Origin of the sequence: Tabrizicola piscis, from assembly GCF_003940805.1 — a bacterium.
Lineage (GTDB): Bacteria > Pseudomonadota > Alphaproteobacteria > Rhodobacterales > Rhodobacteraceae > Tabrizicola > Tabrizicola piscis.
Genome location: NZ_CP034328.1, coordinates 2,480,001 through 2,506,274, shown reverse-complemented (window position 1 = coordinate 2,506,274; position 26,274 = coordinate 2,480,001). Strand labels below are relative to the sequence as shown.

The following is a 26,274-nucleotide window of genomic DNA, read 5'->3' as shown; positions in this document are numbered from 1 at the left end:
GACCCATGCCGCAAAATCTTCACGGCCGCAGCTTTCTGAAACTGCTGGATTTTTCGGGGGACGAGTTACGCTTCCTTTTGCGCCTTGGTTCCAGCCTCAAAGAGGCGAAGGCGGCGGGCACCGAGCAGCCATTGCTGAAAAGCAAGACCATCGCCCTGATCTTCGAGAAGGACAGCACACGGACCCGCAGCGCCTTTGAGGTTGCCGCTTTCGACCAGGGCGCGCATGTCACCTACCTTGGGCCGACCGGCAGCCATATCGGGACCAAGGAGACGATGAAGGACACCGCCCGCGTGCTGGGCCGGTTCTATGATGCCATCGAATACCGGGGCTTCGGACAGGCCGAGGCCGAAGTGCTGGCCGAGTTCGCGGGCGTCCCGGTCTACAACGGGCTGACGGATGAGTTTCATCCGACGCAGGTCCTCGCCGACCTGATGACGATGCGGGAAAACACCCACAAGCACTTGTCCGACATCGCCTTCTGCTTCGTGGGTGATACCGGCGGCAACATGGGCGCGTCGCTGATGGTTGGCGCGGCGCTGATCGGCATGGACATCCGCCTCTGCGGGCCGAAGGCACTTTGGCCGAACAAGGTTCTGGTCGAACAGTGTCGCACGCTGGCCGAAACCTCGGGCGCGCGGATCACGCTGACCGAGAAGCTTGCCGAAGGAGCGGAGGGCTGCGACTTCGTCTACACCGACGTCTGGGTCTCGATGGGCGAGCCGGAGACAGTCTGGGCGGATCGCATCGCACTTTTGTCTCCCTTCACCGTCACGCAGAAGGTGATGGACCTGACCGGCAATCCGCATGCCAAGTTCCTGCACTGCCTGCCCGCCTTCCACAACCGCGACACCAAGACCGGAGAGAAAGTGTTCCAGACCTATGGCATCGACTGCATGGAGGTGTCGGAGGAAGTCTTCGAATCTCCCGCATCGAAGGTCTTCGATCAGGCCGAGAACCGCCTTCATTCGATCAAGGCTGTCCTCGTCGCCACGATAGGGGCCTGACATGCGCATCGTCGTGGCCCTGGGCGGCAATGCCCTACTGAAGCGCGGCGAGCCGATGACGGCCGAGGCGCAGCACACCAATGTGCGGATCGCAGCGGAGGCGTTGGCGGACCTTGCGCGGGATCATCAGGTCATCGTCGCGCACGGCAACGGACCGCAAGTCGGGCTAATGGCGCTGCACGCGGCGACGTTTGCGCCTGATAATCCCTGGCCATTGGATGTGCTGGGGGCGGAAACCGAAGGTATGATCGGCTACCTGATCGAGCAGGAGCTGATGAATGCCCTCCCCCCAGGCACCGACTGCGCCACCCTGCTTACCCGGGTCGAGGTCAACCGCAAGGACCCGGCCTTCGACCAGCCGACCAAGCCCATCGGCCCGGTCTATACTGCCGAAGAAGGCAAACAGGTCCGGGCGGATCATCAATGGTCGATGGTGGCCGAAGCGACGGGCGGCCTGCGCCGGGTTGTCCCGTCACCCCTCCCCGTCGCAATCCTGAACATCGGGCCGATCCGCCTTCTGGTCGAGGCAGGGGTCAGCGTGATCTGTGCGGGCGGTGGCGGCATCCCCGTGGTGCGCGGCGTGGATGGCAAGATGGAGGGGGTCGAGGCGGTAATTGACAAGGACCGCACAGCGGCCCTGCTGGCGACGGCCCTTGCGGCAGACATCCTTTTGATGCTGACGGATGTCGAGGCGGTGTTCCGCGACTGGGGAACTCCCACGCAGATGCTCATCGGTCGCATTACTCCCGAGGCGCTGGATGCGATGGAGTTTGAGTCTGGATCAATGGCACCGAAGATCACCTCGGCCTGTGCCTTTGTTCGGGCCGGTGGAAAGCTCGCCGGGATCGGCAGCCTCCAGGACGCACGCGCCATTGTCGAAGGCAAGGCAGGCACACAGATCCGGCTCGACACATCACTTCCGGAAAGGTCCATCCCGACCGGAGCGGCAGCGAAGATATTGCCCTGACGCAAACCTGGATCAGCGCCAGAGCACATCCGACAGTCAAAATGGGCATCGACTTGCTGGCTCTTGCGTTCCCCGAGGCTCCGGCAAGTGACGGACCGATTACCCGATGCTCTTGTCCCCTGTTACGAGCATCGGGTGATCGGAACCGAGCAAGCGACGCGCTGCACATGGACATTTCTACATCATTCAGGATAGCCGATGACGCTTTCAATGACTGGCAAGACTGTCCTGATCACCGGTGCCGCAGGCGCACTTGGACTGGCGACGGCCAAGCTTCTGGCATCTCGTGGCGCCTCTATCGCGGCACTCGACAAGGTTGGGACCGACTTTGGCGAGTTGCAGAGCGTTGTCGCGGACCCTAAGCGCCTGCTGGAACTTGAGGCCGACGTCACGGACGAAGCTGCCTTCGCGGCGGCGGTTCAAACCACAGTCACTACCTTCGGTACAATCGACGTCTTCTTCAACAACGCGGGCATCGAAGGGCCAGTCGCCCCGATCCCCGATTTTCCGACTGATGGGTTTCGCCGGGTGATGGAGGTCAACGTGACCGGCATCTTCCTGGGGCTGAAACTGGTGATCCCCGTCATGGCCGTGGCCGGGCATGGCAGCATCATCAACTCCTCCAGCGTTGCAGGGCTGACGGGTTCGTCCGGCCTTTGCGCCTATGTCGCAAGCAAGCACGCGGTCCTTGGGTTGACCCGGGCGGCGGCGGTCGAATGGGGGGCCAAGGGCATCCGGGTGAACTGCATCAACCCCGGCCCGATCGAAAGCCGGATGATGGCCTCGATCGAAGAAGGCGCGCGCCCGGGCGAGGCTGCCACCGTCCATGCAGGCTTTGCCGCAACGATCCCGATGCGCCGCTATGGCAGCCCGGACGAGGTCGCGGGGCTGGTCGCATTCCTTGCCTCCGACGATGCGGGCTACATCAACGGGGGAGCCTATACGGTTGACGGCGGTCTGACAGCGGCATGATCACTTCATCAATGGACCCTCGTGATCAAGGTAGTGTCGGTCAAATTCGGTAAACTCGACCAGGCCATCGAAATCGCTGAAAATGACCTTGCCCTGCTGAAAACTGACAAGCCCATCCTCACGCAGCTCGCGCAGCACCCGGTTCACGTGAACGGCGCTCAGGCCAAGGGCATCGGCCAGCAGATATTGCGTCAGTGGGCAGTTGTAGCCGTCGCTTGAGCCCAGCCCGACAAGCTTCAGCCGCGCACCCAATTCTAGAAGGAAATGCCCCATCCGCTGCTTGGCATCCCGCCGCCCGATGTCAACGAGATGCTCCACCACCATCGCTTCGTCCCGCGAAGCCGCCCAGAGCACTGCCGCAGCCAGCCGGGGTGCCGTGTTGAATGCATCCAGCAAGTCTTGTGCCTGAACTTCCGAGGCCTGCACCCGGGTGATCGGTTCGATATTGTGGTCCGCCGTGCGAAACAGGACCGAGCGCAAGCCAAGGAAATCTCCCGGGATCTGGAAATCGACGATCTGCCGGGTTCCTCCCGGCAAAAGCTTGTAGGAACAGACCCTGCCGGACGCCAGAATGTAGGCTGATCGTTCGACCTGCCCTTCGTAGACCATATCCCGCAGCGCCGGAAAGGTCCTGCGTCGGCTGTGCAACTGATCAAGCAAACCCAGTTCCTCGGGGGAAAGGGCGACAAAGGCCCCCAGCTTTCGCGCAAAGGGAGTGTGCTGGGTTGTCAAGGACGGCAATCCTTTCGTGACGCAGGGGCGGGGAAGGTAAAAATCTCCCGGTCAACCTCTAGGACAGCATGAAGACGGTGACGCTGATCCACGTCAGTCATTCCTACCACAGGTCTGCGACACTAATCGGGATTTCGAATTCGCAGGCATTCGACGTTCGCGTCCGGTGCCGCAACGGGAGTGTCCGCGAAATGAAGAACGTCCCTGATGTAGCCGGAACTGCGGCTCTAGCAATCTGCGAGTCCCTGCTTCTGGCGCTGAATGACCGGAACATCCTGCCGGAAAGAGAGATCGTCGGCATCCTGCGCGATGCGGCGGCCGCTCATGCCAATGATCCTGGTGAAGACGGAAGAACCGAACTTCACAATTCGGTTGCAACCCTGATCAACGGTATTCTTGCGGGTGGGAATTCCGTTCGCAGGAGGTAGGCAATCGCAAGGGTCCCGCCGCGCCAGTTCGCTGGCGCCGCTGGTCCTGGGCTTGGCCCAGGCCGACGGTTCAGGGCGCAGGCCGCGCGGTGATGGCCGATGAAGTTACCAATCATCGCCGCACCGTCAGCACAGGGAGCGACATTGAACCCGCTAAAGGACGACTGTGATTGGGGGGCTGGCGGAAGGCTACCCCGATCTTGGATATGGCTTGACCGAAAGACAGCATTAGACTCTTGGCTAGACGCTTCGCTGGCCAGCCGAGCCAGAATATCGCGGCCGACCTCGGCACCAGTCGGTGTACCGTGGAAAGCCACCAAGTCGCATTCCTGCACCGAACCGGGGCCACATCCGTTCCGGCCTTTGAACGCCTCGTGATTGGAGCCGACGTTGGAAGCGATTTTCGATCGTCGCTGAAGCCAGGAGCGACATCAATGCACGCACACTGCGTATCGATGCGAACGAGCGCTTCTCGCCCACAGCGACGGTGTGGTCGTTGTCGGCCCATACCTGCCAGTCGACCTCACCCCATGCTGCCTGGCCGCGCCCCCCGAAGCAGACGTTGGCCCGCACTTCAGCATTCTCGCGATGCGGATGACCGCTGTGCGGACGAAGCGGTCGTTCGCTTGGGTGGCTGTATCACCACTCACAGATGCACTGTGACCGACCTGAGGGCGGAAAGCGGTCATCTGAGGCCGCCGAAACAATGGGCGGTTTGACCGAGGACGACGATATGCTCCGACTTACCTGAGAAGTTCGAAGGCACCGCCAGCGGGACCGGGTCGGTGACGGATACCAACGGGAACGTCTACAAGCCATTGTTCTAGGCCGACATTAGCGTTGCCAGGTGTTCGCGCTGCGGCTAGACGTGGTCGCGGCGCCGCTGGATCGCGCTGCAGGCCGGATACCGAATGCAGTTTGCGAAGTTCTTATCAAATTTTTACAATGACATAAGAGCCTTAGTGCAGGAGGCCCCGGACTCGGGTGTTCATTCCATCTCGATAACGATGGTGAAGAATGAACAGGACATCATCGAAACCTTCTTAAGGACAAATCGACCCTATCTTGACGCGATGATCGTCATGGACAACGGATCGATCGACGAGACGCGCCGGATTGCGATCGACTGTGCCCGGGAGTTGGGTGGCATATTCGTGGTAGACAGTCCCGAAGACGGTTTTGCCCAGGCATCGCAGGCGACGGCCGCACTTCGGTTCGTGCAGAGTGCGCTCTTCGCCGATCACGTGTTCTTCTTGGACTGCGACGAATTTCTTTCTGCAAAGAATCCCGCCGATTTCCGCAGCGACGTTTCCGCAGAGCCGGCGGGCACAGCAACGGCTCACGCCTGGCAGACATATCTGCCGGGTCCAGAGCAAAAGGAAGACGACCGGGACCCGATGACGACGATCAGGTTTGTTCGCCGCGCGGAAAAGCCCGCTTTCACGAAATGCGTTCTGCACCTTGGTGGCGCCTTTTCCGAGACGATGGCGGTGGGCAAAGGGGCGCACAAAGTCCGGATCGGACGTGACTGGATGGCGGCGGCGGCAAGACCGGACTTTCCCTTGATCCATATCCCGGTTCGCAGCGCGGATCAGATCCTCGCGAAGGCGCTGTCAGGTTGGAACAGCGCCGTCATCGAAAAACCCTCGTTGCTGAAGGCTGGCCCCAACTACAGTGGCACCTCTTACCATCGCAGACGCCTGCTGGACGTCGTGCGAGACGCCGCGCTGCCACTTTCGGGATCGGCTGTTGCAAGCATCGCGATGTCCTATGCCCAGAGCGCGAGGACAACGGATTTCATGGACAACGCCCAAGCGGCACTGCCGAAGCTTGATCTTGCCCGACGATACTCGGACGGCTTTGTGCTCCCGGCAGAGTTGTCGGTTTTCAAGACCGTCATGGGGAAATCAGCCTTGGACTATTCAGGGCTGCTGCCGCCTGCAAAGCGCGGCAAGGGAGCCTCGAATTCGGCAAAGAAAGCGGCCGATGTCTTGCAGCCGTCAAATATGCCGGTAGACATCGCGCCCTTCCGCTTTCTGGCCGAAACCGTTCAGCCAAACTCTGTTCTGGATATCGGCTGTGGGGCGGGCAGCTACCTCAAGCTTTTCGAAATGTTCGGGGCAACCGAGATCCTGGGAGTTAACGGCGTTGATCCTGCCGCCACGGTTCTTGGAGAGAGTCAGTCGGCGCGCCATGATCTGCGCCAGCGACTTGAGCTTGGCCGCTGCTTTGACCTGGTAATGTGCCTTGGGTTGAACCGGCACCTTGATGCGGCCGCAGCGGAGGTCTTCCTGGACTCGATGGCCCGCCATGCAAGGGATCTGATCGTCTTTGCGGTTGCAGAACCGGCCCGAGGCATGTCTGAGCAGTCAAACGGCCTGACTATTGACAGTATTCTTGACCTATGGGCAAGGAACGGCTGGGCTCCCCAGCTGATCGAAACGCTTGGGCTGCGCGCGATATCGACATTGTCGACGTTTCGACGGAACCTATTGGTCTTGCGACGGGCAGGCCCCGAGGTTGACGGCACGGCTGCGGCTGCCTTGCGGTCGATCGCAAACCTGCGTTATCGCCCCTACCCACAAGGCGGTGGCATCCGAAGCGCCCCATTTGCCGAGGCTTATCCGGCCGTAAACCTGGCCTATGGTCGCGTGCGCCCCCGCCCAAAGGCTTGAAGCCGGGCGGCTGTTCGGTCCTGACCCCGACGGTCCGGCGCCGATCAACCCCGCCCGCCCAGCGCGTCCTGCAAAAGGCGCAGGACCGCGTGGTCCGGGACATCCGTCGCCACGAACGCCTGACCAAGTGCCCAAGAGAGTGCCCCACCGGGTGGGATGGTGAAGGTTCAGCGGCAGCTATGCGGACAAAGTTACGTTGGTCCAAAGTCAGCTTTAACGCGACGAGCCTTTAGCCTTATCTGCGATTTTGGCGTTAAAGCGGTCGATGTCGATCACCGCCCGTTGGTGACTGCCTTGTCCGATCAATCCAACATCATCGAAAGCCTCAACTTTGAACGTGAGCATCCGGCGTTCCACGCTGGTCAATGTTACCTCTGCCAGCACAGACATTCCCGGTGGAGTTGCGGCGGTGTGGCTGACGTTGATGTGTGATCCGACCGAGTGTTCACCTTCTTCCAAATGGTCGGCGATGCACTCGATGCAAGTGGCTTCAATGAAAGCAACCATCATCGCCGTCGCAAACACTGGCGGCATGTCTGCGAAGGCCTTCAGCTCCGCGCTGACGTTCGAAACGGTCATCGAGGGCAGCACTTCCAGGGTGCCGGCGTGTCTCAGGCCGGGTTGCAGTGTAAGTTTCATAGGAGCTTTGCCTTTCGATCTATTGGTGGGGATTGGAGCGCGCGAAGCAAACGATCCCGCTACACACAAGGGCTGTGGCGATCAGCAGCGAGGGCGTGACGGCCGCGTCAAGGAGTATGAGGGACAGGACAAAAGCGGTTATCGGGCTGAGCGCCAGGAACCCCGCAACAAGGGTGGCGGGCAGGCTTTCGATGGCGTGGAACCACACCAGATAGCCGAAACCTGACGACAGACCGATTGCCAGAACCATCAACCAGATCATGCCGGACCGCTCTGGCAGAGGACGAGCAGGATGATCGGGAGCCAGTCTTTGCGAGCCACCGGCGCGGATGGCTTCAGGTGCAGAAGGGGGAGCAGAAACAGCAGGGCGATCCTGTAGCGCAGAAGCCCCAATAACCCCACGCCGATAGCGCCGACGGCGAGCTGACTTGCAAACAGCGCAGCACCTACCTTTATGCCCGTCAGTAGACCGGCGACCGCGCCCGATCCAAGCATCACAGATCGCGGCCCCAGACCTGACCGACCAGATCCTTTCCAAAACTGTGATGCGGCTCCTCTTCCAGAAGCTCAAATCCGGCTCCTTCATAGATGCGGCGTGCGGAGACCAACACATCATTCGTCCAGAGGGTCATGCGCTTGTAGCCCTTGTCGCGGGCGAAACGCATGGCCTCCGCGACCAAGCGCCGCCCTAGCCCGCGACCGCGCGCACTGGCATCCACATAGAGGAGGCGCAGTTTGGCGGTTTGGTCATCCTGCCGAACGATAAAGACCGATCCAATGACCTCGCCCTCGCGTTCAGCGACCCAGCAGCGTTCGCAGGAGGGATCATAGCTCTTGGCAAACTCGCTGACGATTTCCGCCACCAGCGCCTCGAAGGTCCAGTCCCACCCGTATTCTTTGGCGTAGAGACGCCCATGCTGATAGGTGATCCAACCCAGATCGCCGGGTTCGGGATCACGCAGGACGAAGGTTGCTTCCTTCGACCCATCGCCCAACAGACGACGCACCTTCCCCATCGCACCGATTAGCTCGCGCTGTTCCTGATCGGACAGCTTTTCGAGCATCGCCGCTGCTTCCTTTGCTGACGCATCGTTCAATCCCTTGAAGACCTTGCGTCCATTTTCGGACAGCGAGAGGGCAAGACGCTTCGCGTTACGTTCCGACGGAACGCGTTCGATCAGCCCCTCGTCCGACAAGCTGGTGACGATGCGGCTGAGGTAGCCGGTATCCATTCCAAGAGCTTCGCCGAGATCACGGGCGGACGGCGGCGCTTTGGGCGGTGCATTGGCTACTTCGTAAAGGACACGGACTTGGGGCAGCGTGTAGTCCGATGCCAGAAGATGCTCATTCAAAGCGCCCACCAGTCGCGTGTGGAACCGATTGAACTCCCTGAATTGTGCGATGCGATCCTCCGGCATATTGACTCCTTCTCGCATATGTTGCCGTTAGCACCATATTCGCATGTAAAGCTTATGCAATGACGGAAAACGATAACCAAAACACCGCACGCCGCATGTTCAAAGGAGATGCCCTCATGCGACGATTTAGTGTGACGCTCGATAGCGTAGGTGACGGCGCGGCTACTCTGTAGCTGACTCTCGGCGAGAGCATGGTTCAGGCTCACGGCACCTGTCACGGCGGCGCCATTTTCGCATCGGCTGATGCTGCATTCGGCTTGGCTGGCAGCAGCGGCCAGCATCCGGCCGTCGCCCAGCAATGCAAGATCAAATACCTACGTCCGGTCATTATAGGGGACAAGCTGACCGTTGGGATTGCCCGCGGTTCCGAGAGCGGGCGCGCAGATGTGTATGATGGAACAGGGTAACGATGGACGGGACGTTGATCGCAGAGTTACGAGGAATTTCCCCCAGCCTGCCGCCGCGAAAGTAAGAAAGCCACCTTTCACCGACGAATGAGTAGGAGGGCTCGAAGCGGTAATGTCAGGTCGACGTGCCCGGCCTATACCTGTCGGTCGACCTCACCCCATGCTGCGAGGCCGCGCCCCCCGAAGCAGACGTTGGCCCGCACTTCAGCATTCTCGCGATGCAGGTGACCGCTGTGCGGACAATGCAGGCATTCGCTCAGAGTTGCGAGGCTTGCTGGCGGGCGTAGTGCGGTTCGATTTGCCAAGAACACGCTAGTTCCCAAGCAAAGAGAGCTGAATGTTCTTCGTCGCTGGCCTCACCGAGCACTGCCGTGTCGAACAGGACGAGATCACGGCGACATTCATCCCAATCGATGAGCGCAGTCCGCCCATCTGTGCATCTGATAAGATTCCCTGGGTTGAGGTCACCGTGGATGACAGCTTGCTTCTGATCTGAGACAGCGGACCAAGCATTTCGGCAGTGAACGACGAGGCTCGCAGGCATGGCTCGCAAGTCCACATCGCCACCGTATTCCCGTTCGATCAAATCTCGCGAAGACAGGAAGCCTGGCCGCTGTGGAATATCGCTGGTAGCCGCGTGAAGCTCAGCTACCAAAGGTCGGACCGATGAAAGCTCATCGTCGGTGAAGTGACTGCCATCCAAGTAGGGCTCGCAGGTCCAGCCGCCCTCGGTCAGTTTCCCATTTTTGTTCCGGATGAGCTTGGGCACCACTAAACCCACTCCCTCCGCGATGTCTTGAACAGAAACGAGCCAACTGAGGGCATCCTCCGACCGGCGCGTTGATTTGAATACAAGCCTCTGTCCCGATCCGACGTTAAGCGTCACAAAAGCGAGGTTCCGGTGTCCACCGAATAACGGGGCAAGGTCTGCATCAACGCCCCAGCTTTCAATTGGCGGTCGCATAACCAGTCATCCTTACTGTTCCGAAGCCGAGATTGCGACAGCCGCTGGCCACCGACAAGAACCGCCTTGGGCCCGATGCGGTCATACGCGACGCGGCAAGCGACATCTCGATCACCTGTCGCGGAACCGACGCGTCCGGCCCAAAATGTTCGTGTCGTGTTATCGGCTTAACGTCAGCGTCTGTTCCTCTCCGTTGAACCCGACGAAGCCGTTGGCCGTGGGTTCGAGACGCATACAGCGGTCGCCGTTGGGGGTGCCGATAAGACAGATGCCCTCTTTGGTCGGCTGCCAGGTCATATTGCGGCTCATCATGCCCATCTTCATCTTCACCTTGCCATCCTGGAAGAAGGTGATCGCCATCTTGCGGCCGTTCGGGGCCGTCAAGTTCCAGGGCTTGCCGTCGGCAACGGTGGATGCCGGGCTTTCGGCATTGGCCGCCAGGGGCAGCGAGATGGCGACCACCAGCGTGACTGCCTGCAGAATTCGTATCGTCTTCATCAGGGCCTCCATCCTCGCAAAAGCAGCCCCGGTGATCGGGGCGCCATGTGCTCGCAGTATGGGTTGTCGCGGACGATTGGGGGGTGGTCGAATTGTCTCGAAGTTTGTCGCCGGTCTTTTGGCTGGCGGGTCGGCACCGGGTCCACAGGCCCGGCCTGACAAGATTTGACAAATACCGGTTGATGACTTCTGGCCGGGTCGGAGCGAAAAGAAGGCATGAGCACCCTGACCCATATTCTTCTTGTTGAAGACGATCCGGCCATCGGTTCCCTTGTCTGCAGTTTTCTGGAGCGGTCCGGTTTTCGCACCACGCATCTGCCACACGGCAAGGGGGTCGAGCGGGTCCTGACCGACGATCCGCCGCATCTGGTGCTGCTGGACCTGCTTCTGCCGGGCGAAGGCGGGCTCTCGATTGCGCGCCAGATCAGGATGTCGCATCCGACGCCGATCATCATGCTGACCGCGATGAGCGAGGAGCGCGACCGGATCAGTGGGCTGGACCTTGGCGCCGACGACTATGTGACGAAGCCCTTCAGCACGCGCGAACTGGTGTCGCGTATCCGCGCTGTGCTGCGGCGGACGGAAAGTGCTGCCAACGGGCGAAAACTCGCGCCTGTCAGCTACAGCTTTGCCGGCTGGGAGCTTGACGCCAAGGCGCGCGAGCTGTTCGACCCGGTCGGCGTCCGGGTCGAGCTGACCAGCGCGGAGTTCGAGCTTTTGCGCACCTTCTGCAAGCATCCGGGCGAGGTGCTGAGCCGTGACGCCCTTATGAAGCTGGCCCAAGGGCGGCGGGTTGAACCCTATGACCGCAGCGTGGATACTCTCGTTTCTCGCATTCGGTCCAAGATCGAGCCGGAAGAGGCGTCCCCCTCCCTGATCAAGACAGTCCGCCACAGCGGCTATGTCTTCACCGTGTCGGTCATCGTGACGGAGCAATCATGACCTTCAACCCGACCCGGTGGCCGATCCGGTGGCAGATCGCGGCACTTCTGATCCTCACGCAGGTGATGGCACATGTCGTGACCATCACGATGATCGATCTTTCCACCAACCAGACTGGCGGTGGGCGTGCCCAACTTGGCGTCGCGGCCTCCGAGCCGCTTCTGACGGTCTTGCGGATGGCCCGCCAGGCCGACATCCCCGAGATGACGGACCGACTTGCAACGCTTCTGGCTACTGATGACCGGTTCCGGCTGGAAGCCAGCATGTCCGAAGCGGTGGCCGCCCGCGCAGCCGTGGATATTCCGGGGTTAGAGGCGGCGCTTGCCAATGCACTGCCGGACTACTGGCGGGATCAGGTACTGGTGTTCGACGGCAGTACCGGCGGGCTGGCAGCCCTCCTCCCGACGGTCGACTTTGCTGTCGCTGCCCAGCTTCCGACCGGTGACTGGCTGGTGTTCGAGCCGCGCAGCGACTCCTTCGTACAACGCGTCCCTCGGACCGTGGCCCTGATCGGTCTGTCGATCCTTGCGCTGACCGTCATGTTCCTTTCGGTCTGGGCCGGCACGGCACTTGTCGCGCCTATCAGCGACCTTGCGCGCGGAGCTGAGCGTTTTGCAGGCGACGCCGACGCTACCGACCTTCCCGACCGCGGCCCGGTCGAGGTCCGCCGCGCCACGCTTGCTTTCAACAAGATGCGCCAGCGCATCCGCAAGCTGATCAGCGACCGGTCGCAAACGCTCGCCTCGATCGGGCATGACATGCGCACACCGCTGACGCGGCTCTTGTTGCGCCTCGAGCTTCTGGATGACAGCCCGGCGAAGACCGCGATGGAAGGCGACATTCAGGTGCTGGAGCGGATGATCGATGACGCGCTTGGCTTTCTGCGCTCGGAACATCGGCCGCTTGCGCTGGAGCTGGTGGACATCGCCGTGCTTGCAAAGACCGTTGCCGACGAGTTCGCCGATCACGGGCACGCCATCGACTACCATGGGCCGCAGCATCTTGTGGTCAGGTGCGACCACGACCTGATCCGTCGCGTGCTGGAGAACGTGATCGGCAACGCCGCGAAATTCGCGGGCGAGGCGCAGGTTTTGGTCTCGGAAAAGAAGACGGATGCGGTGGTCATCGAGGTGCGCGACAATGGGCCGGGCATCCCGCTTGATCACCGCGAGAAAGTGCTGGAACCGTTCACCCGCGTCGAGGCAGTACGCTCGGGAACTGCCCTGAAGTCCGAAGGCTTCGGGCTTGGCCTTGCGATCGCGCGCGACCTGATGGAGCGCCATGGCGGGATGCTTGGCCTGTCGGACAATCATCCGCAAGGGTTGTCGGTCACCCTGACTCTGCCCAAAGCCGCTGCTGATGACCACGCGGGGCCCCGCACAGCATGACGGAGATAGGCGCAACTACTCCGCGGAAGGCCGGGCGGAACTGGCTCATCGGCGCCGCCCTGGCCATCGCTGTTGCCATGGGGGTGTACTTTCTTGGCCTGCCCTATCTCGCGGGCCTGCAGGCTGAACGTGAGGCGGAAACGCAACCGGACGCCATTGCCCCGCGCAGGATCACCGCCCTAGGTGAGGTGCTGCCGGTCAGCAACCGCGTGACCGTTGCCGCGCCGACCGGGCAGAATGTAGGCCGGATCTCACGCATAGACGTGGCGGAAGGCGATACGGTGGCCAAGGGTCAGGTGCTGGCGATCCTCGACACCGAACCCTTGCTGCGCGCGGAACTGGCGCAGGCGGTCGCGAACGAGTCGGTCAAGCGTGTGGCGCTAGCCGCGCTGACGGCCGATCTGGACGCGACCGAGCGGCAGCTTGCCGCACAGGTCGACCAGTTACGCGTGGTGCTGGAAAAGGCGCAGGTCGAGCTTGACCGGATGACCCGGCTGCGCGACAGCGGGCTTTATGAAGACACGGCGCTCGTAGACCGGCGCCTGGATGTGCAGTCCGCGACGTTCAACCTTCGCAATATCGAGATCCAGCTGGAGCGGAACCGCCTGCGAGATATCGAGGGCCTTCGCATCGATCAGGCAAGTGCCGAGGCCGAGATCGAGGCCGCAAGGGCCGCGCGAGCCAAGGCCGAGGCCGACTATGCCAAATCGTCGGTGGTCGCCCCCATCGACGGCCGCATCCTGGCGCTGTTCGGGCGGATCGGGCAGCAGATCGACGACAGCGGATTTGCCGAGGTTGGCGACACCGGGCAGATGAAGGTCCGCGCCGAGGTTTACGAGACCGACATCTCGGGCGTGACTGTGGGGCAGGGCGTGACCGTTACCTCGCGCGCGCTGGGTGATGAGCTAAGGGGCGCAGTCGCCCGCCTTGGTGTCCGTATCTCCGACCAGTCGATCCTGTCGACTGACCCGGCCGCAATTGTCGACGCCCGAGTGATCGAGGTCTGGATCACACTTGACGAGGCAGCATCGACGGCCACCCGCGACCTCTCTGGCTTGCAGGTTCTGGTCGCCTTTGACGCGCGCGAGGGTGACGATGCTTAGGGGCCGCACGCCGCTGGGATGGCTGCAGCTGACCCACAGCAAGTCCCGGTTCATCGTGGCCTCGGCCGGGGTCGGGTTCGCGGTGCTTCTGGTCTTCATGCAGCTTGGCTTCATGAACATGCTCTTCGATTCCACCACCGTCATTCACCAGCAGTTCAAGACTGATCTGGTGATCATGAGTGCCGATGCCGAAGGCATCGTCCCGGATTCAGGTGACTTCTCCCGCCGCAGGCTGATCCAGGCGGCCGGAGTGCGAGGGGTAATCGACTGGGCCGAGATCTACATCGGGACGCTGACCTGGACCAAGCCGTCCGACGGCACGGTCGGTCAGGTGGTCGTCATCGGCGTGCCGACAGATGTCCGGGTCTTTACCAACCCGGCACTTGATGCCCAGATACCGCTTCTGCGGACATCGGGCACCATGCTGATCGACGAAGGCTCGCGCGGCGACTACAGCGCCTTTTTCGGAAGGATCGCCGCGGGCGAGCAGCCGAAAGTCAAGCTGGCCGGTGAGACGGTGAGCGCGATCGGCACCTTCAACTTCGGCGCCAGCTTCGGTACCGAAGCCTACGGGGTCGTGTCGCGCGAGACCTTTCTGCAACTGGACAGGTCAAGACATCCCGGCGTCATCAACATGGGCCTTCTGACCGTCGAGCCGGGCCGCGATCTGAATGTCATGGCCGACACAATAACCAAGGCCGTTGGCGCAGCCGAGGTGAAGGTCTGGACGATGCCCAACTTCAAGGAAGTGACCCGCGACTTCCTGCGCATCAACAGCCCGATTGCCACCATCTTCACCTTCGGAGTCATCGTCGGCCTCTTCGTCGGTGCCGTTATCGTCGTCCAGATCCTGACCAGTGACGTGCAGGATCACTTGGGCGAATATGCGACCTTCAAGGCGATGGGGTTCCGGAACAGCTACCTTCTGGCAATCGTCTATGAACAGTCGGCGATCCTGACCGTGTTCGGCTTCCTTCCGGCGTTGCTGCTGTCCTTTCTGCTCTACCGGGTTGTCGGCCAGGCCGTTGCCATGGACATGATCATGACCTGGAGCCGGGTCATGTGGGTCTTCCTTCAGACCGTCGGCATGTGCCTGACTGCGGGCACCATCGCGATGCAGCGGATCTACAGCGCGGACCCGGCGGAGGTGTTCTAATGAATGCTCCCGTCGGCGCCCCCCGCCTCGCCATCGAGATTTCACACTTGAACCATTGGTACGGCGAGGGTGATCTGCGCAGGCTGGTTCTGCGCGACCTGTCGCTGACTGTCGAACGCGGCAAGACGACATTCCTGATGGGACCGTCGGGCTGCGGCAAGACCACGCTTCTGACGCTGGTCGGCGCGCTGCGGTCGGTGATGGAGGGATCGGTCAAGGTTCTGGGGCATGAACTTCTTGGCGCGAGCGAGACGGTGATGGTCGAAACCCGCCGCTTGGCCGGGTTCATCTTCCAGCACCACAACCTGCACCGCAGCCTGACGGTCCTGCAAAATGTGCGCATGGGGTTGGAAGTGAAGGGCGAGGCCGGCGCGCAGGACGCGACCGCCCGCTGCATGGAGGTGATCTCCGCTGTGGGCCTTTCCGAGCATATGCACAAGTATCAGGACCAGATCTCGGGAGGCCAGAAGCAGCGCGCCGCGATAGCCCGCGCGCTGGTCGGCAAGCCGGAACTGCTGCTGGCGGATGAGCCGACGGCCGCGCTTGACAGCAAGACCGGGCGCGAGGTCATCGAGCTTGTTCAGCGGCTGGCGTCAGAGCGGGGAATGACCGTGCTGATGGTGACCCATGACAACCGTATTCTCGATATCGCCGACCGCATCGTCGAGATGGAGGACGGGCGTATTCTGGCCGAAACTGGCCCCAAGGCCGAGGAGATCGCCCATCCCGCCCGCGCGAAAACCGCAAGGACAAAGGCATGACGGGCCGCGCGTCAGGCACCGCCGTACCGGGTGGAAGGCAGCATGCGCTCATGGTCTTGCTGTCGGTTGTCCTGTCCGGATGCACAACGGTTGGCCCTGACTATGTGGTGCCCACGGTCGAGATGCCGACCGCGTTTGTCGGTGCGATCGGGACGGGGGCTCAGGACGCTGCGGGCGAGACCTGGTGGCGCGGCTATAAGGACAAGACCCTCGACGATCTCGTCACTCGGGCGCTGGCCGCAAACACCGACCTTGCGCAGGCCCGGTCCCGTATCGCCGCAGTCGAGGCCGCCCTGCGCGCCACGGGGATCAATCGCCAGCTCGACGGCACCCTGACCGCGCAGTCCACGCGGGCGGGGGGCGACGATGTTTCGGCGGCGACGACGGACACGGCCACCCTGACCGGCAGCTATGTCCTTGATCTTTTTGGTGGCATCCGGCGCGGGCAAGAACGCGCGCTTGCCGAGCGTGACGCCGTGATCTTCGACGCAGCAGCCACCCGGCTTGCTGTCATCTCTTCGCTTGTGGGCCGCTATATCGACGCCCGCTATCATCAGGAGGCGCTGGCCCTGACCCGGGCGACGATTTCCAGCCGGGAACGAACCCTGGAACTGGTGCGGGAACAGGCTCGCGCGGGCATGGTCTCCGAGATCGATGTCGTGCGGGCTCAATCCGATCTTGCCAGCGCGCGGGCCGATCTTCCAGTCTTTCAGGAAGGATTCGAGCGGAACGTCTTTGCTCTGGCCACGCTGCTTGCCGAACCTGCGGGGCCATTGATGCGGCAATTGCAGGCGGGCGTACCGCAGCCAAGGCCCCGGGGCGGCACCGCGACGGGTGTCCCGGCAGACCTTCTGCGCAACCGCCCCGATATCCGCGCCGAAGAGCGCCGCCTAGCCGCCGCCGTTGCCGCCGTCGGTGTCGCCGAAGCCGAGCTTTATCCGTCGCTTACCCTCTCGGGGTCGGTTGCGGAACGGGACGGTTCTACCTGGTCCTTCGGCCCCAGCCTTACGCTGCCGGTCCTCAACCGTGGCCGCCTGTCGGCCAGCCGCGACCAGGCCGTCGCAAACGCGCAGGCTGCCGAGCTTGTCTGGCGCGGCGTTGTGCTGGATGCCACCGAGGACGTTCAGGTCGCCGCCAGCGCCTATCGCACGAACCGTCACAGGATGGACCGGCTTGCAGATGCGGTGGTCTCCAGCGAGAGGCTGGTTGAGCTCTCGCGCGAGACCTTTGCGCAAGGCGAAACGACGCTGATCGATCTTCTCGACGCCGAGCGATCCTATACCGCTGCACGGCTGTCCCTGGCCGAGGCAACCCGGCAGACGGCGACCACCTGGGCCGAGCTGCAAGTCGCCATCGGCCGCGGTGCGAAGGAACCTTCGTGATTGCGCCAACGGCAAGAGGGTCGGCCGGCCTGCGGCGATTGAAGCCTGCGGTTGCGGGAGCTGTATCCGCCCTTTGCATCTGGGCCGTCGCCGGTTGCACCACCTTGCCCCGCGAGACCTATGCTGCGGCCGACGAACGCGACCTGTCCGTCGCTGGGGTGTCGGGCGCGCGCATCTGGGCGGACGCGGGCCTGCCCGAACTCGCCGCGGCGGCGGCACGTCAAGATCTTGCCCCGCCATTGACCACGGCACCCGTCGACATCCTGGCGCTGTCCGGCGGCGGCTCGGGCGGGGCCTTCGGCGCGGGTCTCCTCGTCGGATGGACCGAGCGCGGTGACCGCCCGGAGTTCGACGTGGTGACCGGTGTCAGCGCCGGTGCCTTGATCGCGCCCTTCGCCTTTCTTGGCAGCGAGTATGATGACGAACTCGCCCGCGCCTTCAGCCCTGCGGTGACGGAACCGCTGAACGGCGGCGTAACGCCGCTCAACCTTCTTTTCCGCAACAGCATTGCCAACAACCGGGCACTGCGTGCGCTGATCGATGACGCGGTCACGCCCCGGATACTGGCCGAGATTACCGCCGCGCATCGGGCCGGTCGCAGGCTTTTCGTCATGACCGCCAACCTAGATACGCAGCGGCCTGTCGTGTGGGATATGGGCGCGATTGCCGCCGCCGGAACCGAACCTTCGGCCGACCTCTTCAAGAAGGTGCTCCTCGCCTCGGCCAGCATTCCCGGCTACTACCCGGCCGTCAGGATCAAGGTTCAGACTGCGGCTGGCAGCTACGACGAGTTGCACAGCGACGGCGGGATTTTCGCCCAGGTCTTTATCGGGCCGGATGCGATCATGCTTAATCCGCAACTGGCAGGGCGCGGTTCCGCGAACCTCTATGTTATCATCAATAACAGCCTGGACCCAGTCTTTAGCGTGACAACGGATTCGATCGTCGGCGTCGCGACACGATCATATGAGACGTTCCTCAAGTCCCATGCCCGGGCCACAATCAATGCGACCTACCTCTTTGCAACCGCGCGCAAGGCAAACTTTCATCTCGCCTACATCGACGAAGACGTTCCTTATGACCTCCGCGAACCCTTTGCCGAAGACTACATAGACCGGGTGTATCATCTCGGTCATGGCGCCGGACAGTCGGGAACCTGGTCGTCCAGACCCCCAGACGGGGAAGGCTGAAGGCTAGCCTCTAGCGAAAGTGTAAGTGGGTGGCTTCTGGGAAAACTGGAAATAGCAGGCTGGATTATGCCCATGCCAAAGACTGATCGATGAATCTGTGGCGGCTTCCAACGGCTTCAGTCAGCCGCCCGATGACTGCTATGGCATGCCGCAATCACCTCACTACGAGCGGCAGAAGAATGTCCGACATTTCACTGGCGTCACTGCGAAGCTGTGATGCCGGATCCGGCCCTTGGCTGCCGGACACGCCAAGGTGAACCAACACGGCGCTGCCTCCCAGAAACGGCCGTTCATATGCGGCGAAGCATTTTCTTTTGGGGAGATCGGCTAAGCTGGATGTGGCTGCGTTTCAACCGAAAGGTTGCAACCGTAGTCTTTCGGAGAACTGACTGTCTGACTTTGGCATTGGGGCTGATGTGAATCATGCTCAAGGGGCCAGACGGACATCGGCGCGAAACTCTTCGACGAGGTAGTCTACAAAGGCGCGGACTCTTGGGGGAACAAGTCGCCGACTTGGATAGACGGCTTGGATCGGCAGGGCCGCAGGCTCATAGTTGATCAGCACGCGCTCCAGAAGGCCGGTTTCGATTTCGTCTGTGAACAGCCAGGTCGGGCAGACGGCCAGCCCAAGCCCCTCCAGCAACGCAGACCGCATGCCCTCGGACGCGTTGACCCTAACCCGGCCCGAGACCTTGACGATGATCGGCGCGCCGTCGGGGCCGGCGAAATGCCATTCGTCCACGGTGGCAAGGCCGGTGTAGACAATGCAGTCATGCGCGGTCAGGTCCGCGGGATGCTGCGGTCGCCCGGCGCGGGCGAAGTAGTCGGGCCGGGCGACCGTCACCCGCCGCATCAAGCCGATTTTGCGGGCAATCAGCCCTTGATCGGTCACCCGTCCGATGCGGATGGCCAGATCGACGCCTTCCTCCACCAGATCGACAGGCCTGTCGCCCAGAACCCAGTCGGTGCGCAAGTCGGGATGGTTGTCCAGAAACCGGGCCATGCGGGGCATCAGGTGCAAACGCGCAAAGGCCAGCGGCGCGGCGATGCGCAGCGTGCCCCGCACGGCGGCGTCCGGGCGCACTGCAAGGGCCGCCTCTTCCACCGCGTCCAGCAGGCCGCGCGCATGGGCATAGTAGCTGCGCCCTTCATCCGTCAGCGTCAGCGCCCGCGTGGTGCGCTGCATCAGGCGCACGCCGAGGTGATCCTCCAGCGCCGATATCTGGCGGCTGACAGTGGGTTGCGATTGCCCCTGCTCGGCCGCGACGGCGGTGAAGCTGCCGGTTTCCACCGCGCGGACGAAGGTGCAGATATGTTCTAGAAGGCCGGTATTCATACGCTGTACGGATCAGTGTGATGCATCAACGCATGATTATCGAATTCCGCGGAATCGTCCATCTTCATTTCATCGCAACCGGGGCCGCGCCCCAAACCGAAAGGGAAAGCAGATGAAAGACCTTGATATGATGGCCGGCGCCTTGAACGCCGACGTGCCCACTGTGCCCGCCTATTTCACCGCCGCCCGTGGCCTGCGGATGGAACGTGACGCCAAGGGTGTCCTCCTTGTCACCATCAACGACGGCATGGGCGGCCCGATCACCTTTACCGCGCAGGACCACACCGAGTTCACCGAGGCCTTCTACCGCATCGCGCAGGACCGCGACACCAAGGCGGTCATACTGACCGGGGCGGGCGACTACATGGCCGCCATCGACTTCTCGACCTTCGGCAACGTGGCCGATCCCGACGTCTGGAGCCGGGTGCATGATGAAGGCGTCCAGATCGTCGAGAACATTGCCAACATCCGCGTGCCGATGATCGCCGCCATCGAGGGCCGCGCGCACATCCATTCCGAGTATGCGCTGATGGCCAATGTCATCGTGGCGGGCGAAAGCGCCAGCTTCAGCGACCTGCCACATTTCGCCGGCGGCATCGTGCCGGGCGACGGCATCTACACCACCTGGTCCTATCGCGCCGGGGCGGGCCGAGCCGAGGCGTTGCTGCTGAATCCCGAACCGATCAGTGCGCAGACCGCAAAGAACTGGGGCGTGGTGGCCGAAGTGGTGGCCGATGGCACCGCCGTTGCCCGTGCCCGCGCGCTGGCCGACCTTTACCTCGCCAAACCCGAAGTCACGCGCCGGAACACCCGCATCCATTTCATCCAGCCGCTGAAAGAGGCGCTGGTGCGCGAGACAGGCTATGGCCTCGCTCTCGAAGGGGCCTCTGCTGCGGCCCTCGTGAAATCATTCAGCAACTGAGGAGAGCGGTGGCCCCCGGGCACATCGGGGGTCAACCGTCTTTCTCGGGAGCCTGCCATGCCGATCGTTCTCAACGCCGCCCTGCTCATTGGCTTTCTCGCGCTCTGCGAGATCATTGCCACCCAGATCATCTTTCTTTGAAGGACCAGACCCATGCTGACCGTCTATGCCTTTTCCACCCCGAATTCCGTCAAGGTGCCCATCGCGCTGGAGGAGTTGGGTCTGGCTTACGACCTGTGCCCCGTGAACATCCGCTAGGGCGAACAGAAGGTACCTGGCTATGTAGCCCTGAACCCCAACGGCAAGGTGCCGCTGCTGATCGATGGTGACCTCGTTCTGCCGGAATCCGGCGCGATCCTGGTGCATCTGGCCGAGAAGACCGGACGTTTGTTGCCCACCGATCCCGTCGCCCGCGCCCGCACCTTCGAATGGCTGTTCGTTCAGCTCTCGGGCACGGGCCCGGCCTTTGGCCAGTCCGGCTACTGGCAGAAGTTGGCGCAGGACCGGAACGATCCCGCCATCACGCGCTACCAGGCCGAGGCTGACCGTCTTGCCGACCTGATCGACACCCATCTCGCCGACCATGTGTGGTTCGCCGGAACCGATTACACCATCGCCGACATCGCCCATTTCGGCTGGTTCTGGCGGCGCGAGTTCGCGGGCGTTTCGTTCGACACCCGCCCCAACCTTGCCCGCTGGTATGCCGCCATGGCGGCCCGCCCCGCCGTGCAGCGCGGCATTGCCGCAACCACCGCCCTTGCTGAAACCCAAGCCGCCTGAGGAGGCCAGAATGCTTGACACCGTAACCCAGTCCCGCAGTGAAACCCCTGCAAAGGTCTCCCAAAAGATCGCCATCGTGATCTATTCCAACGTCACCACGGAAGCCCTGAGCCGCGCCTACCGCGCCTTCGGATTTGCCGCCGAGCTGATGGCGGCAGGGGACGACGTCACCATCGTCTTCGACGGCGGCGGCAGCGCCACGCTGGCCGCGGTGCTGGACCCGAAGCATGACCTGCACCGGGCTTGGACCAGGGTCGCCCCCGCCCTCCGCGGCGTCTGCGGCTATTGTGCCAAGGCATACGACGTCCAGGACACGCTGAAGGCGGCCGGCATTCCGATGCTGACCGACGACCACGGCCATGCCAGCCTCCGCGCCCTTCTGGGCGAAGGCCGCCAGATCGTCACTTTTTGAACCGGAGGGTCCCATGTCCGCGCTTGATATGCCCGTCCGCTCCGCCTTGTCTGCCCAGACCAAGGGGCTCGGCTTCGGCCTTGCCGCTGTTGCGATATGGGCGGCCTATCTGGCCTTTGCCCGCGCAGGGGTCAACGCGGGTCAGTCACCGGTCGATTTCGTCTTCCTGCGCTTTGTGACGGCTGGGGCGATCATGCTGCTCTGGCTGCTCCGCAACGGCATCCGCGATCTGGGCGGCGTCGGCTGGCGGCGCGGTGCAGCGCTGGCCTTCTTTGCCGGTCCGATGTTCATCGCCCTTGGTGTTGGCGGTTACAGTTTTGCCCCGCTGGCCCATGGTGCCGTTGTCCAGCCCTCGGCCCTGACGCTCGGGGCGATGGCCGCGTCTTGGCTGATCTTTGGCGAACGCCCGCCCCGCGAACGGGCTCTTGGCGTGGCGATCATCCTGGGCGGTCTTGCCCTGATCGCCGCTGGCAAGGGCGGCGCAGAACTGCCCGGAGCATGGCGAGGCGATGTGTTGTTTGTCGTTGCAGGCCTTTTCTGGGTCGGCTTCACGGTTCTCCTGCGAAAGTGGAAGATCGGCGGCATCCCCGCGACCGCCGCCGTGGCCGTGATCTCGGCGCTGGTCGTGCTGCCCGGATTTGTCGTCACCCAAAGCTTTGACCGTTTGGCGGCGCTGCCCTTGCAGACCCTACTGACTCAGATCGTCGTACAGGGCCTTCTCTCGGGTGTGCTGGCCGTCATTGCCTATGGCAAGGCTGTCGAGCATTTGGGGGCCAGCAAGGCCGCGCTGTTTCCCGCACTTGTTCCCGCCGCCGCCCTGATTGTCGGCGTACCAGTCACCGGCGAAATGCCTGCACCAGCCGAATGGCTGGGCGCAATCATGGCCACTGCCGGGCTTGCCGTCGCCATGGGCGTCGTTCGGGTTGGAAGCAGGATTTAGAATACTCCGCCTAGCGAAGCGTTGGGTTGAGATCCAATCACAAGAGGATCGAACCGCATTCGGCGACCGCTGAAAACCCTAGCCCAGAGCCTCGAACGTAGCAAAGAGAACTCAGCAATCTGTGCTTCAAGGTACAGTTGCCGTTGCCCGTCCAGTTGGGACTATCAACGTCTGCTTTAGTTGCTGCCGATGAATTCTCCTGTTCGCGACGAAGGTCGGCTTTCCGCCCGTAGCTGCCCATCAGCGTTAGGCAGTATTTGATCTGCTGATGTTGTACTTATGGGCGATCTGCCACCTATTGGATCTAGTGTATGTCGCGAGTTTTGCAGGAGCGAGCGCAAGAATGCCCCCAGTTTCAAGCTTAGTATGGACCTTATCCCAGGCTTCTGCCTGAGTGGTTTTCCGTGATCATTCCGTTGTAGATCTCTTCTCCCCACCCGAACCTGAGAGTTGGGTGCCTCCGTCGATGACCAGGTGAGTGTTTGCCAGGAGCGCGCCCTTCAGGCCGGCTACGAGGTTGTCGAGGTGTTCAGCGACTACGCGTTCAGCGCCAGCAACCTGCGCACGAGGCCCGGCATGATGGCTCTGATGGAGGCCGCCCGCGACCGAGCGTTCGACATCGTCATTGCCGAAGCTCTCGACCGGATCAGCCGCGACCAAGAGGATGTGGCAGCCATCTTCAAGCGACCGGAACACCTCTGGGTCACGAAGGAATTGCCGGACCTGCAGATGATTGACGAGCGCACCTGGTACGCAGCCCTTGTTCTGCGCGCACGCTACAGCTCGCAGGCCGGCAACAAGCGCCAGACCAAGAAGCGTGTCTTCTCTGGCCTGATCCGCTGTGGCGGTTGCGGTGGCGCGATGACCATCATCAATCGCGAGCGCTACTCCTGCTCAGCGCGCCGTGAACGGGGCACCCGCTCCTGCCCGGTCAGCATCAGCGCTGCAGAGCTTGAGACCCGCATCCTGGCAGGACTGAAGGACATTCTCTTCGGGCGTGACGACTTGATCGCTGAGTTTGCCGCGAGCTTTCGGATGGAAGTCGAGCGCATGCGTCGGAGCCGGCACCAGAATGCCGACGTGCACCGCAAGGACCTCGACAAGGTCAACCGCGGCATCGAGCGCGCCTTGGCGTTCATCCTCGACGGCGATGGTGATCCTGGGATCGTCCGCCAGAAGCTCGCGGAGCTTGAAGCCCGCAAGCGCGATCTCGAACGCAGCCTGCAGGAGGTCAACCCGGCACCCGGCCTCGAGATTCACCCAAACCTCGGCGAACTCTACCGCCGCAAGGTGCAAGAGATAGAGGCGCTTCTGGCGGACGAGGCCACGCGCCCGCAGGCCATGGATCACCTGCGCAGCCTGATCGACCGGATCGAGGTGTCACCCGGCGAGACGCGGGGACAGGCCCATGTAACGCTACACGGGGCCTTGGCATCGATCCTGCACTTCGCGACAGACGCCAGACATGCAAAAGCCACCGCGAACGGTGGCATCAGTAGGGTCTTAATGGTTGCGGGGACAGGATTTGAACCTGTGACCTTCAGGTTATGAGCCTGACGAGCTACCGGGCTGCTCCACCCCGCGACGTTTTCTTGCAGGTGGTCCGCTGCAGCCCGGTGTTCTTGGCATTTTGTCTGCCCTTGAAGGCGGTGCCTTTTTTCGGGCTGACGGGGCTGCTGGACCCCTCGACTGTATCCCGAGGGCATTTTTGCGATCGGGGGGTAGGGTGATATCGTATGGAGAGAGGATGGTCTCTTTTCAGGACTGGCGGTGACCTACTCTCCCACGTCTTGAGACGCAGTACCATTGGCGCGACGGCACTTAACGGCCGAGTTCGGGATGGGATCGGGTGTTTTGCTCGTGCTATGGCCACCAGTCCGGGGAAGAGACCAGGGACCGTTGTTTTCGGTCCCTGACATCAGTGATTGTTCCAAGTCTGTGTTTGCTTTTGACGATCCGCAGAGGCTTATTGCCTTGCTGTTACCGGATCAGATCAAGCCTATCGGGCAATTAGTACCAGTCAGCTGAATGCATTGCTGCACTTACACCTCTGGCCTATCGACGTGGTGGTCTTCCACGGCCCTCAAGGGAGACCTTGTTTTGAAGGGGGCTTCCCGCTTAGATGCCTTCAGCGGTTATCCTGTCCGAACATAGCTACCCAGCACTACCGTTGGCACGATAACTGGTCCACCAGTGGTTCGTTCACCCCGGTCCTCTCGTACTAGGGGCAACTCTTCTCAAGTCTCCTACACCCACGGCAGATAGGGACCGAACTGTCTCACGACGTTCTAAACCCAGCTCACGTACCTCTTTAAATGGCGAACAGCCATACCCTTGGGACCTGCTCCAGCCCCAGGATGAGATGAGCCGACATCGAGGTGCCAAACGATGCCGTCGATATGGACTCTTGGGCATCATCAGCCTGTTATCCCCAGCGTACCTTTTATCCGTTGAGCGATGGCCCTCCCACTTGGGACCACCGGATCACTATGACCGACTTTCGTCTCTGCTCGTCTTGTCAGACTTGCAGTCAGGCAGGCTTCTGCCATTGCACTCAACGACCGATTTCCGACCGGTCTGAGCCTACCTTCGCGCGCCTCCGTTACTGTTTGGGAGGCGACCGCCCCAGTCAAACTCCCCACCATGCAGGGTCCCGGACCCGGATAACGGGCCGCGGTTAGACATCAAGAGTGCGAAGGGTGGTATCTCAAGGGAGGCTCCACGAAGACTGGCGTCCCCGCTTCAATGCCTACCACCTATCCTGCACATCACAATCCTGATGCCAGTGCAAAGCTGGAGTAAAGGTGCATGGGGTCTTTCCGTCTAACCGCGGGTAGTGTGCATCTTGACACACAGTTCAATTTCGCTGAGTCCACGTTAGAGACAGCGGGGAGATCGTTACGCCATTCGTGCAGGTCGGAACTTACCCGACAAGGAATTTCGCTACCTTAGGACCGTTATAGTTACGGCCGCCGTTTACTGGGGCTTCAATTCAGAGCTTGCACCCCTCCTTTTAACCTTCCAGCACCGGGCAGGCGTCAGACTGTATACGTCGCCTTACGGCTTCGCACAGCCCTGTGTTTTAAGTAAACAGTCGCCACCCCCTAGTTTGTGCCCCCCACCAACAGTTGCCTGCCGATGGGGCCTCCTTCTCGCGAACTTACGGAGGCATTTTGCCGAGTTCCTTTAACGTGGTTCTCTCAAGCGCCTTGGTATACTCTACCAGTCCACCTGTGTCGGTTTAGGGTACGGTCT

Annotated in this window: 27 protein-coding genes, 1 tRNA gene and 2 rRNA genes (1 of these 30 cut by a window edge); 19 read left to right on the top strand and 11 right to left on the bottom strand. The window is 62.0% G+C overall.

Annotated elements, in window-relative coordinates; all coding sequences use genetic code 11:
- The first annotated feature begins 5 nt into the window (after nt 1-5).
- The 3 genes from argF (at nt 6) to EI545_RS12245 (ending at nt 2,946) form a co-directional block, all read left to right on the top strand.
- Nucleotides 6-1,007, top strand: a complete 1,002-nt coding sequence (gene argF, locus EI545_RS12255; protein WP_125325732.1) for an ornithine carbamoyltransferase — start codon at nt 6-8, stop codon at nt 1,005-1,007.
- 1 nt (nt 1,008) lies between these two features.
- Nucleotides 1,009-1,974 carry a carbamate kinase gene (gene arcC, locus EI545_RS12250; RefSeq protein ID WP_125325731.1) on the top strand — a complete coding sequence of 322 codons (966 nt, stop codon included), beginning with the start codon at nt 1,009-1,011 and terminating at the stop codon, nt 1,972-1,974.
- A gap of 198 nt (nt 1,975-2,172) precedes the next feature.
- Nucleotides 2,173-2,946, top strand: coding sequence for an SDR family NAD(P)-dependent oxidoreductase (locus tag EI545_RS12245; protein ID WP_125325730.1), 774 nt, complete (start codon nt 2,173-2,175; stop codon nt 2,944-2,946).
- On the opposite strand, the gene EI545_RS12240 is transcribed toward EI545_RS12245, so the two are convergent.
- Nucleotides 2,947-3,678 (bottom strand): Crp/Fnr family transcriptional regulator, encoded by a 732-nt coding sequence (locus EI545_RS12240; protein WP_125325729.1) that lies wholly within the window; start codon nt 3,676-3,678, stop codon nt 2,947-2,949.
- Nucleotides 3,679-3,869: 191 nt separating this feature from the next.
- Here EI545_RS12240 and EI545_RS12235 point away from each other — a divergent pair, with 191 nt between their 5' ends.
- Together EI545_RS12235 and EI545_RS12230 are read left to right on the top strand one after the other, a co-directional pair.
- Nucleotides 3,870-4,106: a hypothetical protein gene (locus EI545_RS12235; protein WP_125327452.1), complete on the top strand. Its 237-nt coding sequence runs from the start codon at nt 3,870-3,872 to the stop codon at nt 4,104-4,106.
- Nucleotides 4,107-5,017: 911 nt separating this feature from the next.
- Entirely contained in the window at nt 5,018-6,781 is a 1,764-nt protein-coding gene (locus EI545_RS12230; protein ID WP_125325728.1) for a glycosyltransferase family 2 protein, read from the top strand.
- A gap of 213 nt (nt 6,782-6,994) precedes the next feature.
- Here the strand turns inward: EI545_RS12230 and EI545_RS12225 are convergent, their stop codons facing one another.
- Genes EI545_RS12225 through EI545_RS12215 form a run of 4 tightly spaced genes read right to left on the bottom strand, consistent with a single transcriptional unit; the run spans nt 6,995 to nt 8,838 of the window.
- Nucleotides 6,995-7,420, bottom strand: a complete 426-nt coding sequence (locus EI545_RS12225; RefSeq protein WP_125325727.1) for a thioesterase family protein — start codon at nt 7,418-7,420, stop codon at nt 6,995-6,997.
- A 19-nt stretch (nt 7,421-7,439) separates the two neighbouring features.
- Complete coding sequence (locus tag EI545_RS21365; protein ID WP_164517286.1) at nt 7,440-7,682, bottom strand: EamA family transporter; 243 nt, start codon at nt 7,680-7,682, stop codon at nt 7,440-7,442.
- Nucleotides 7,679-7,918 carry a hypothetical protein gene (locus EI545_RS21360; RefSeq protein WP_164517285.1) on the bottom strand — a complete coding sequence of 80 codons (240 nt, stop codon included), beginning with the start codon at nt 7,916-7,918 and terminating at the stop codon, nt 7,679-7,681. Before EI545_RS21360 ends, EI545_RS21365 begins: the two co-directional genes overlap by 4 nt.
- Entirely contained in the window at nt 7,915-8,838 is a 924-nt protein-coding gene (locus EI545_RS12215) for a bifunctional helix-turn-helix transcriptional regulator/GNAT family N-acetyltransferase (protein WP_245989982.1), read from the bottom strand. The genes EI545_RS21360 and EI545_RS12215 overlap by 4 nt, the downstream gene beginning before the upstream one ends.
- 191 nt (nt 8,839-9,029) lie before the next feature.
- On the opposite strand from EI545_RS12215, the gene EI545_RS21830 reads away from it, so the two are divergent.
- The gene (locus EI545_RS21830; RefSeq protein ID WP_125325724.1) at nt 9,030-9,245 is read left to right on the top strand and encodes a hotdog fold thioesterase; all 216 of its coding nucleotides are present in this window, start codon (nt 9,030-9,032) and stop codon (nt 9,243-9,245) included.
- 256 nt (nt 9,246-9,501) lie between these two features.
- Here the strand turns inward: EI545_RS21830 and EI545_RS12205 are convergent, their stop codons facing one another.
- Together EI545_RS12205 and EI545_RS12200 are read right to left on the bottom strand one after the other, a co-directional pair.
- Nucleotides 9,502-10,209, bottom strand: a complete 708-nt coding sequence (locus tag EI545_RS12205) for a phosphotransferase enzyme family protein (RefSeq protein WP_125325723.1) — start codon at nt 10,207-10,209, stop codon at nt 9,502-9,504.
- Nucleotides 10,210-10,368: 159 nt separating this feature from the next.
- Entirely contained in the window at nt 10,369-10,707 is a 339-nt protein-coding gene (locus EI545_RS12200; protein ID WP_125325722.1) for a hypothetical protein, read from the bottom strand.
- A gap of 216 nt (nt 10,708-10,923) precedes the next feature.
- Between EI545_RS12200 and EI545_RS12195 the strand changes: the two genes are divergently transcribed.
- The 7 genes from EI545_RS12195 (at nt 10,924) to EI545_RS12165 (ending at nt 18,629) form a co-directional block, all read left to right on the top strand.
- Nucleotides 10,924-11,649, top strand: coding sequence for a response regulator (locus tag EI545_RS12195; protein WP_125325721.1), 726 nt, complete (start codon nt 10,924-10,926; stop codon nt 11,647-11,649).
- Nucleotides 11,646-13,037: a HAMP domain-containing sensor histidine kinase gene (locus EI545_RS12190; RefSeq protein WP_125325720.1), complete on the top strand. Its 1,392-nt coding sequence runs from the start codon at nt 11,646-11,648 to the stop codon at nt 13,035-13,037. The genes EI545_RS12195 and EI545_RS12190 overlap by 4 nt, the downstream gene beginning before the upstream one ends.
- A complete protein-coding gene (locus EI545_RS12185; RefSeq protein ID WP_125325719.1) occupies nt 13,034-14,140 on the top strand; it encodes an efflux RND transporter periplasmic adaptor subunit in 1,107 nt (368 codons plus the stop codon). Before EI545_RS12190 ends, EI545_RS12185 begins: the two co-directional genes overlap by 4 nt.
- A complete protein-coding gene (locus tag EI545_RS12180; RefSeq protein WP_342776570.1) occupies nt 14,133-15,296 on the top strand; it encodes an FtsX-like permease family protein in 1,164 nt (387 codons plus the stop codon). Before EI545_RS12185 ends, EI545_RS12180 begins: the two co-directional genes overlap by 8 nt.
- Nucleotides 15,296-16,057 carry an ATP-binding cassette domain-containing protein gene (locus tag EI545_RS12175; RefSeq protein ID WP_125325717.1) on the top strand — a complete coding sequence of 254 codons (762 nt, stop codon included), beginning with the start codon at nt 15,296-15,298 and terminating at the stop codon, nt 16,055-16,057. The genes EI545_RS12180 and EI545_RS12175 overlap by 1 nt, the downstream gene beginning before the upstream one ends.
- Nucleotides 16,054-17,439 (top strand): efflux transporter outer membrane subunit, encoded by a 1,386-nt coding sequence (locus tag EI545_RS12170; RefSeq protein ID WP_125325716.1) that lies wholly within the window; start codon nt 16,054-16,056, stop codon nt 17,437-17,439. The genes EI545_RS12175 and EI545_RS12170 overlap by 4 nt, the downstream gene beginning before the upstream one ends.
- A gap of 104 nt (nt 17,440-17,543) precedes the next feature.
- Nucleotides 17,544-18,629 carry a patatin-like phospholipase family protein gene (locus EI545_RS12165; protein ID WP_164517283.1) on the top strand — a complete coding sequence of 362 codons (1,086 nt, stop codon included), beginning with the start codon at nt 17,544-17,546 and terminating at the stop codon, nt 18,627-18,629.
- 427 nt (nt 18,630-19,056) lie between these two features.
- On the opposite strand, the gene EI545_RS12160 is transcribed toward EI545_RS12165, so the two are convergent.
- On the bottom strand, nt 19,057-19,965 hold the full coding sequence (locus EI545_RS12160) for a LysR family transcriptional regulator (RefSeq protein WP_125325714.1): 909 nt from the start codon (nt 19,963-19,965) through the stop codon (nt 19,057-19,059).
- A 112-nt stretch (nt 19,966-20,077) separates the two neighbouring features.
- On the opposite strand from EI545_RS12160, the gene EI545_RS12155 reads away from it, so the two are divergent.
- The 6 genes from EI545_RS12155 (at nt 20,078) to EI545_RS21825 (ending at nt 24,570) form a co-directional block, all read left to right on the top strand.
- On the top strand, nt 20,078-20,887 hold the full coding sequence (locus EI545_RS12155; protein WP_216842441.1) for an enoyl-CoA hydratase/isomerase family protein: 810 nt from the start codon (nt 20,078-20,080) through the stop codon (nt 20,885-20,887).
- A gap of 153 nt (nt 20,888-21,040) precedes the next feature.
- Complete coding sequence (locus EI545_RS21860; protein WP_484421910.1) at nt 21,041-21,145, top strand: thioredoxin domain-containing protein; 105 nt, start codon at nt 21,041-21,043, stop codon at nt 21,143-21,145.
- A 48-nt stretch (nt 21,146-21,193) separates the two neighbouring features.
- Nucleotides 21,194-21,667, top strand: coding sequence for a glutathione S-transferase family protein (locus tag EI545_RS12150; protein ID WP_216842440.1), 474 nt, complete (start codon nt 21,194-21,196; stop codon nt 21,665-21,667).
- A gap of 10 nt (nt 21,668-21,677) precedes the next feature.
- Nucleotides 21,678-22,079 (top strand): DsrE family protein, encoded by a 402-nt coding sequence (locus EI545_RS12145; RefSeq protein WP_164517282.1) that lies wholly within the window; start codon nt 21,678-21,680, stop codon nt 22,077-22,079.
- Between the two features lie 13 nt (nt 22,080-22,092).
- Nucleotides 22,093-23,019 (top strand): DMT family transporter, encoded by a 927-nt coding sequence (locus EI545_RS12140; protein WP_164517281.1) that lies wholly within the window; start codon nt 22,093-22,095, stop codon nt 23,017-23,019.
- A 474-nt stretch (nt 23,020-23,493) separates the two neighbouring features.
- A complete protein-coding gene (locus EI545_RS21825; RefSeq protein WP_425471649.1) occupies nt 23,494-24,570 on the top strand; it encodes a recombinase family protein in 1,077 nt (358 codons plus the stop codon).
- Here the strand turns inward: EI545_RS21825 and EI545_RS12125 are convergent.
- The 3 genes from EI545_RS12125 to EI545_RS12115 all read right to left on the bottom strand — a co-directional run.
- A tRNA-Met gene (locus EI545_RS12125) sits at nt 24,527-24,603 on the bottom strand. The two genes, EI545_RS21825 and EI545_RS12125, sit on opposite strands and share 44 nt — an antisense overlap.
- 178 nt (nt 24,604-24,781) lie before the next feature.
- A 5S ribosomal RNA gene (gene rrf, locus EI545_RS12120) occupies nt 24,782-24,896 on the bottom strand.
- A 112-nt stretch (nt 24,897-25,008) separates the two neighbouring features.
- Nucleotides 25,009-26,274 (bottom strand): 23S ribosomal RNA (locus EI545_RS12115) (it continues 1,567 nt past the right edge of the window).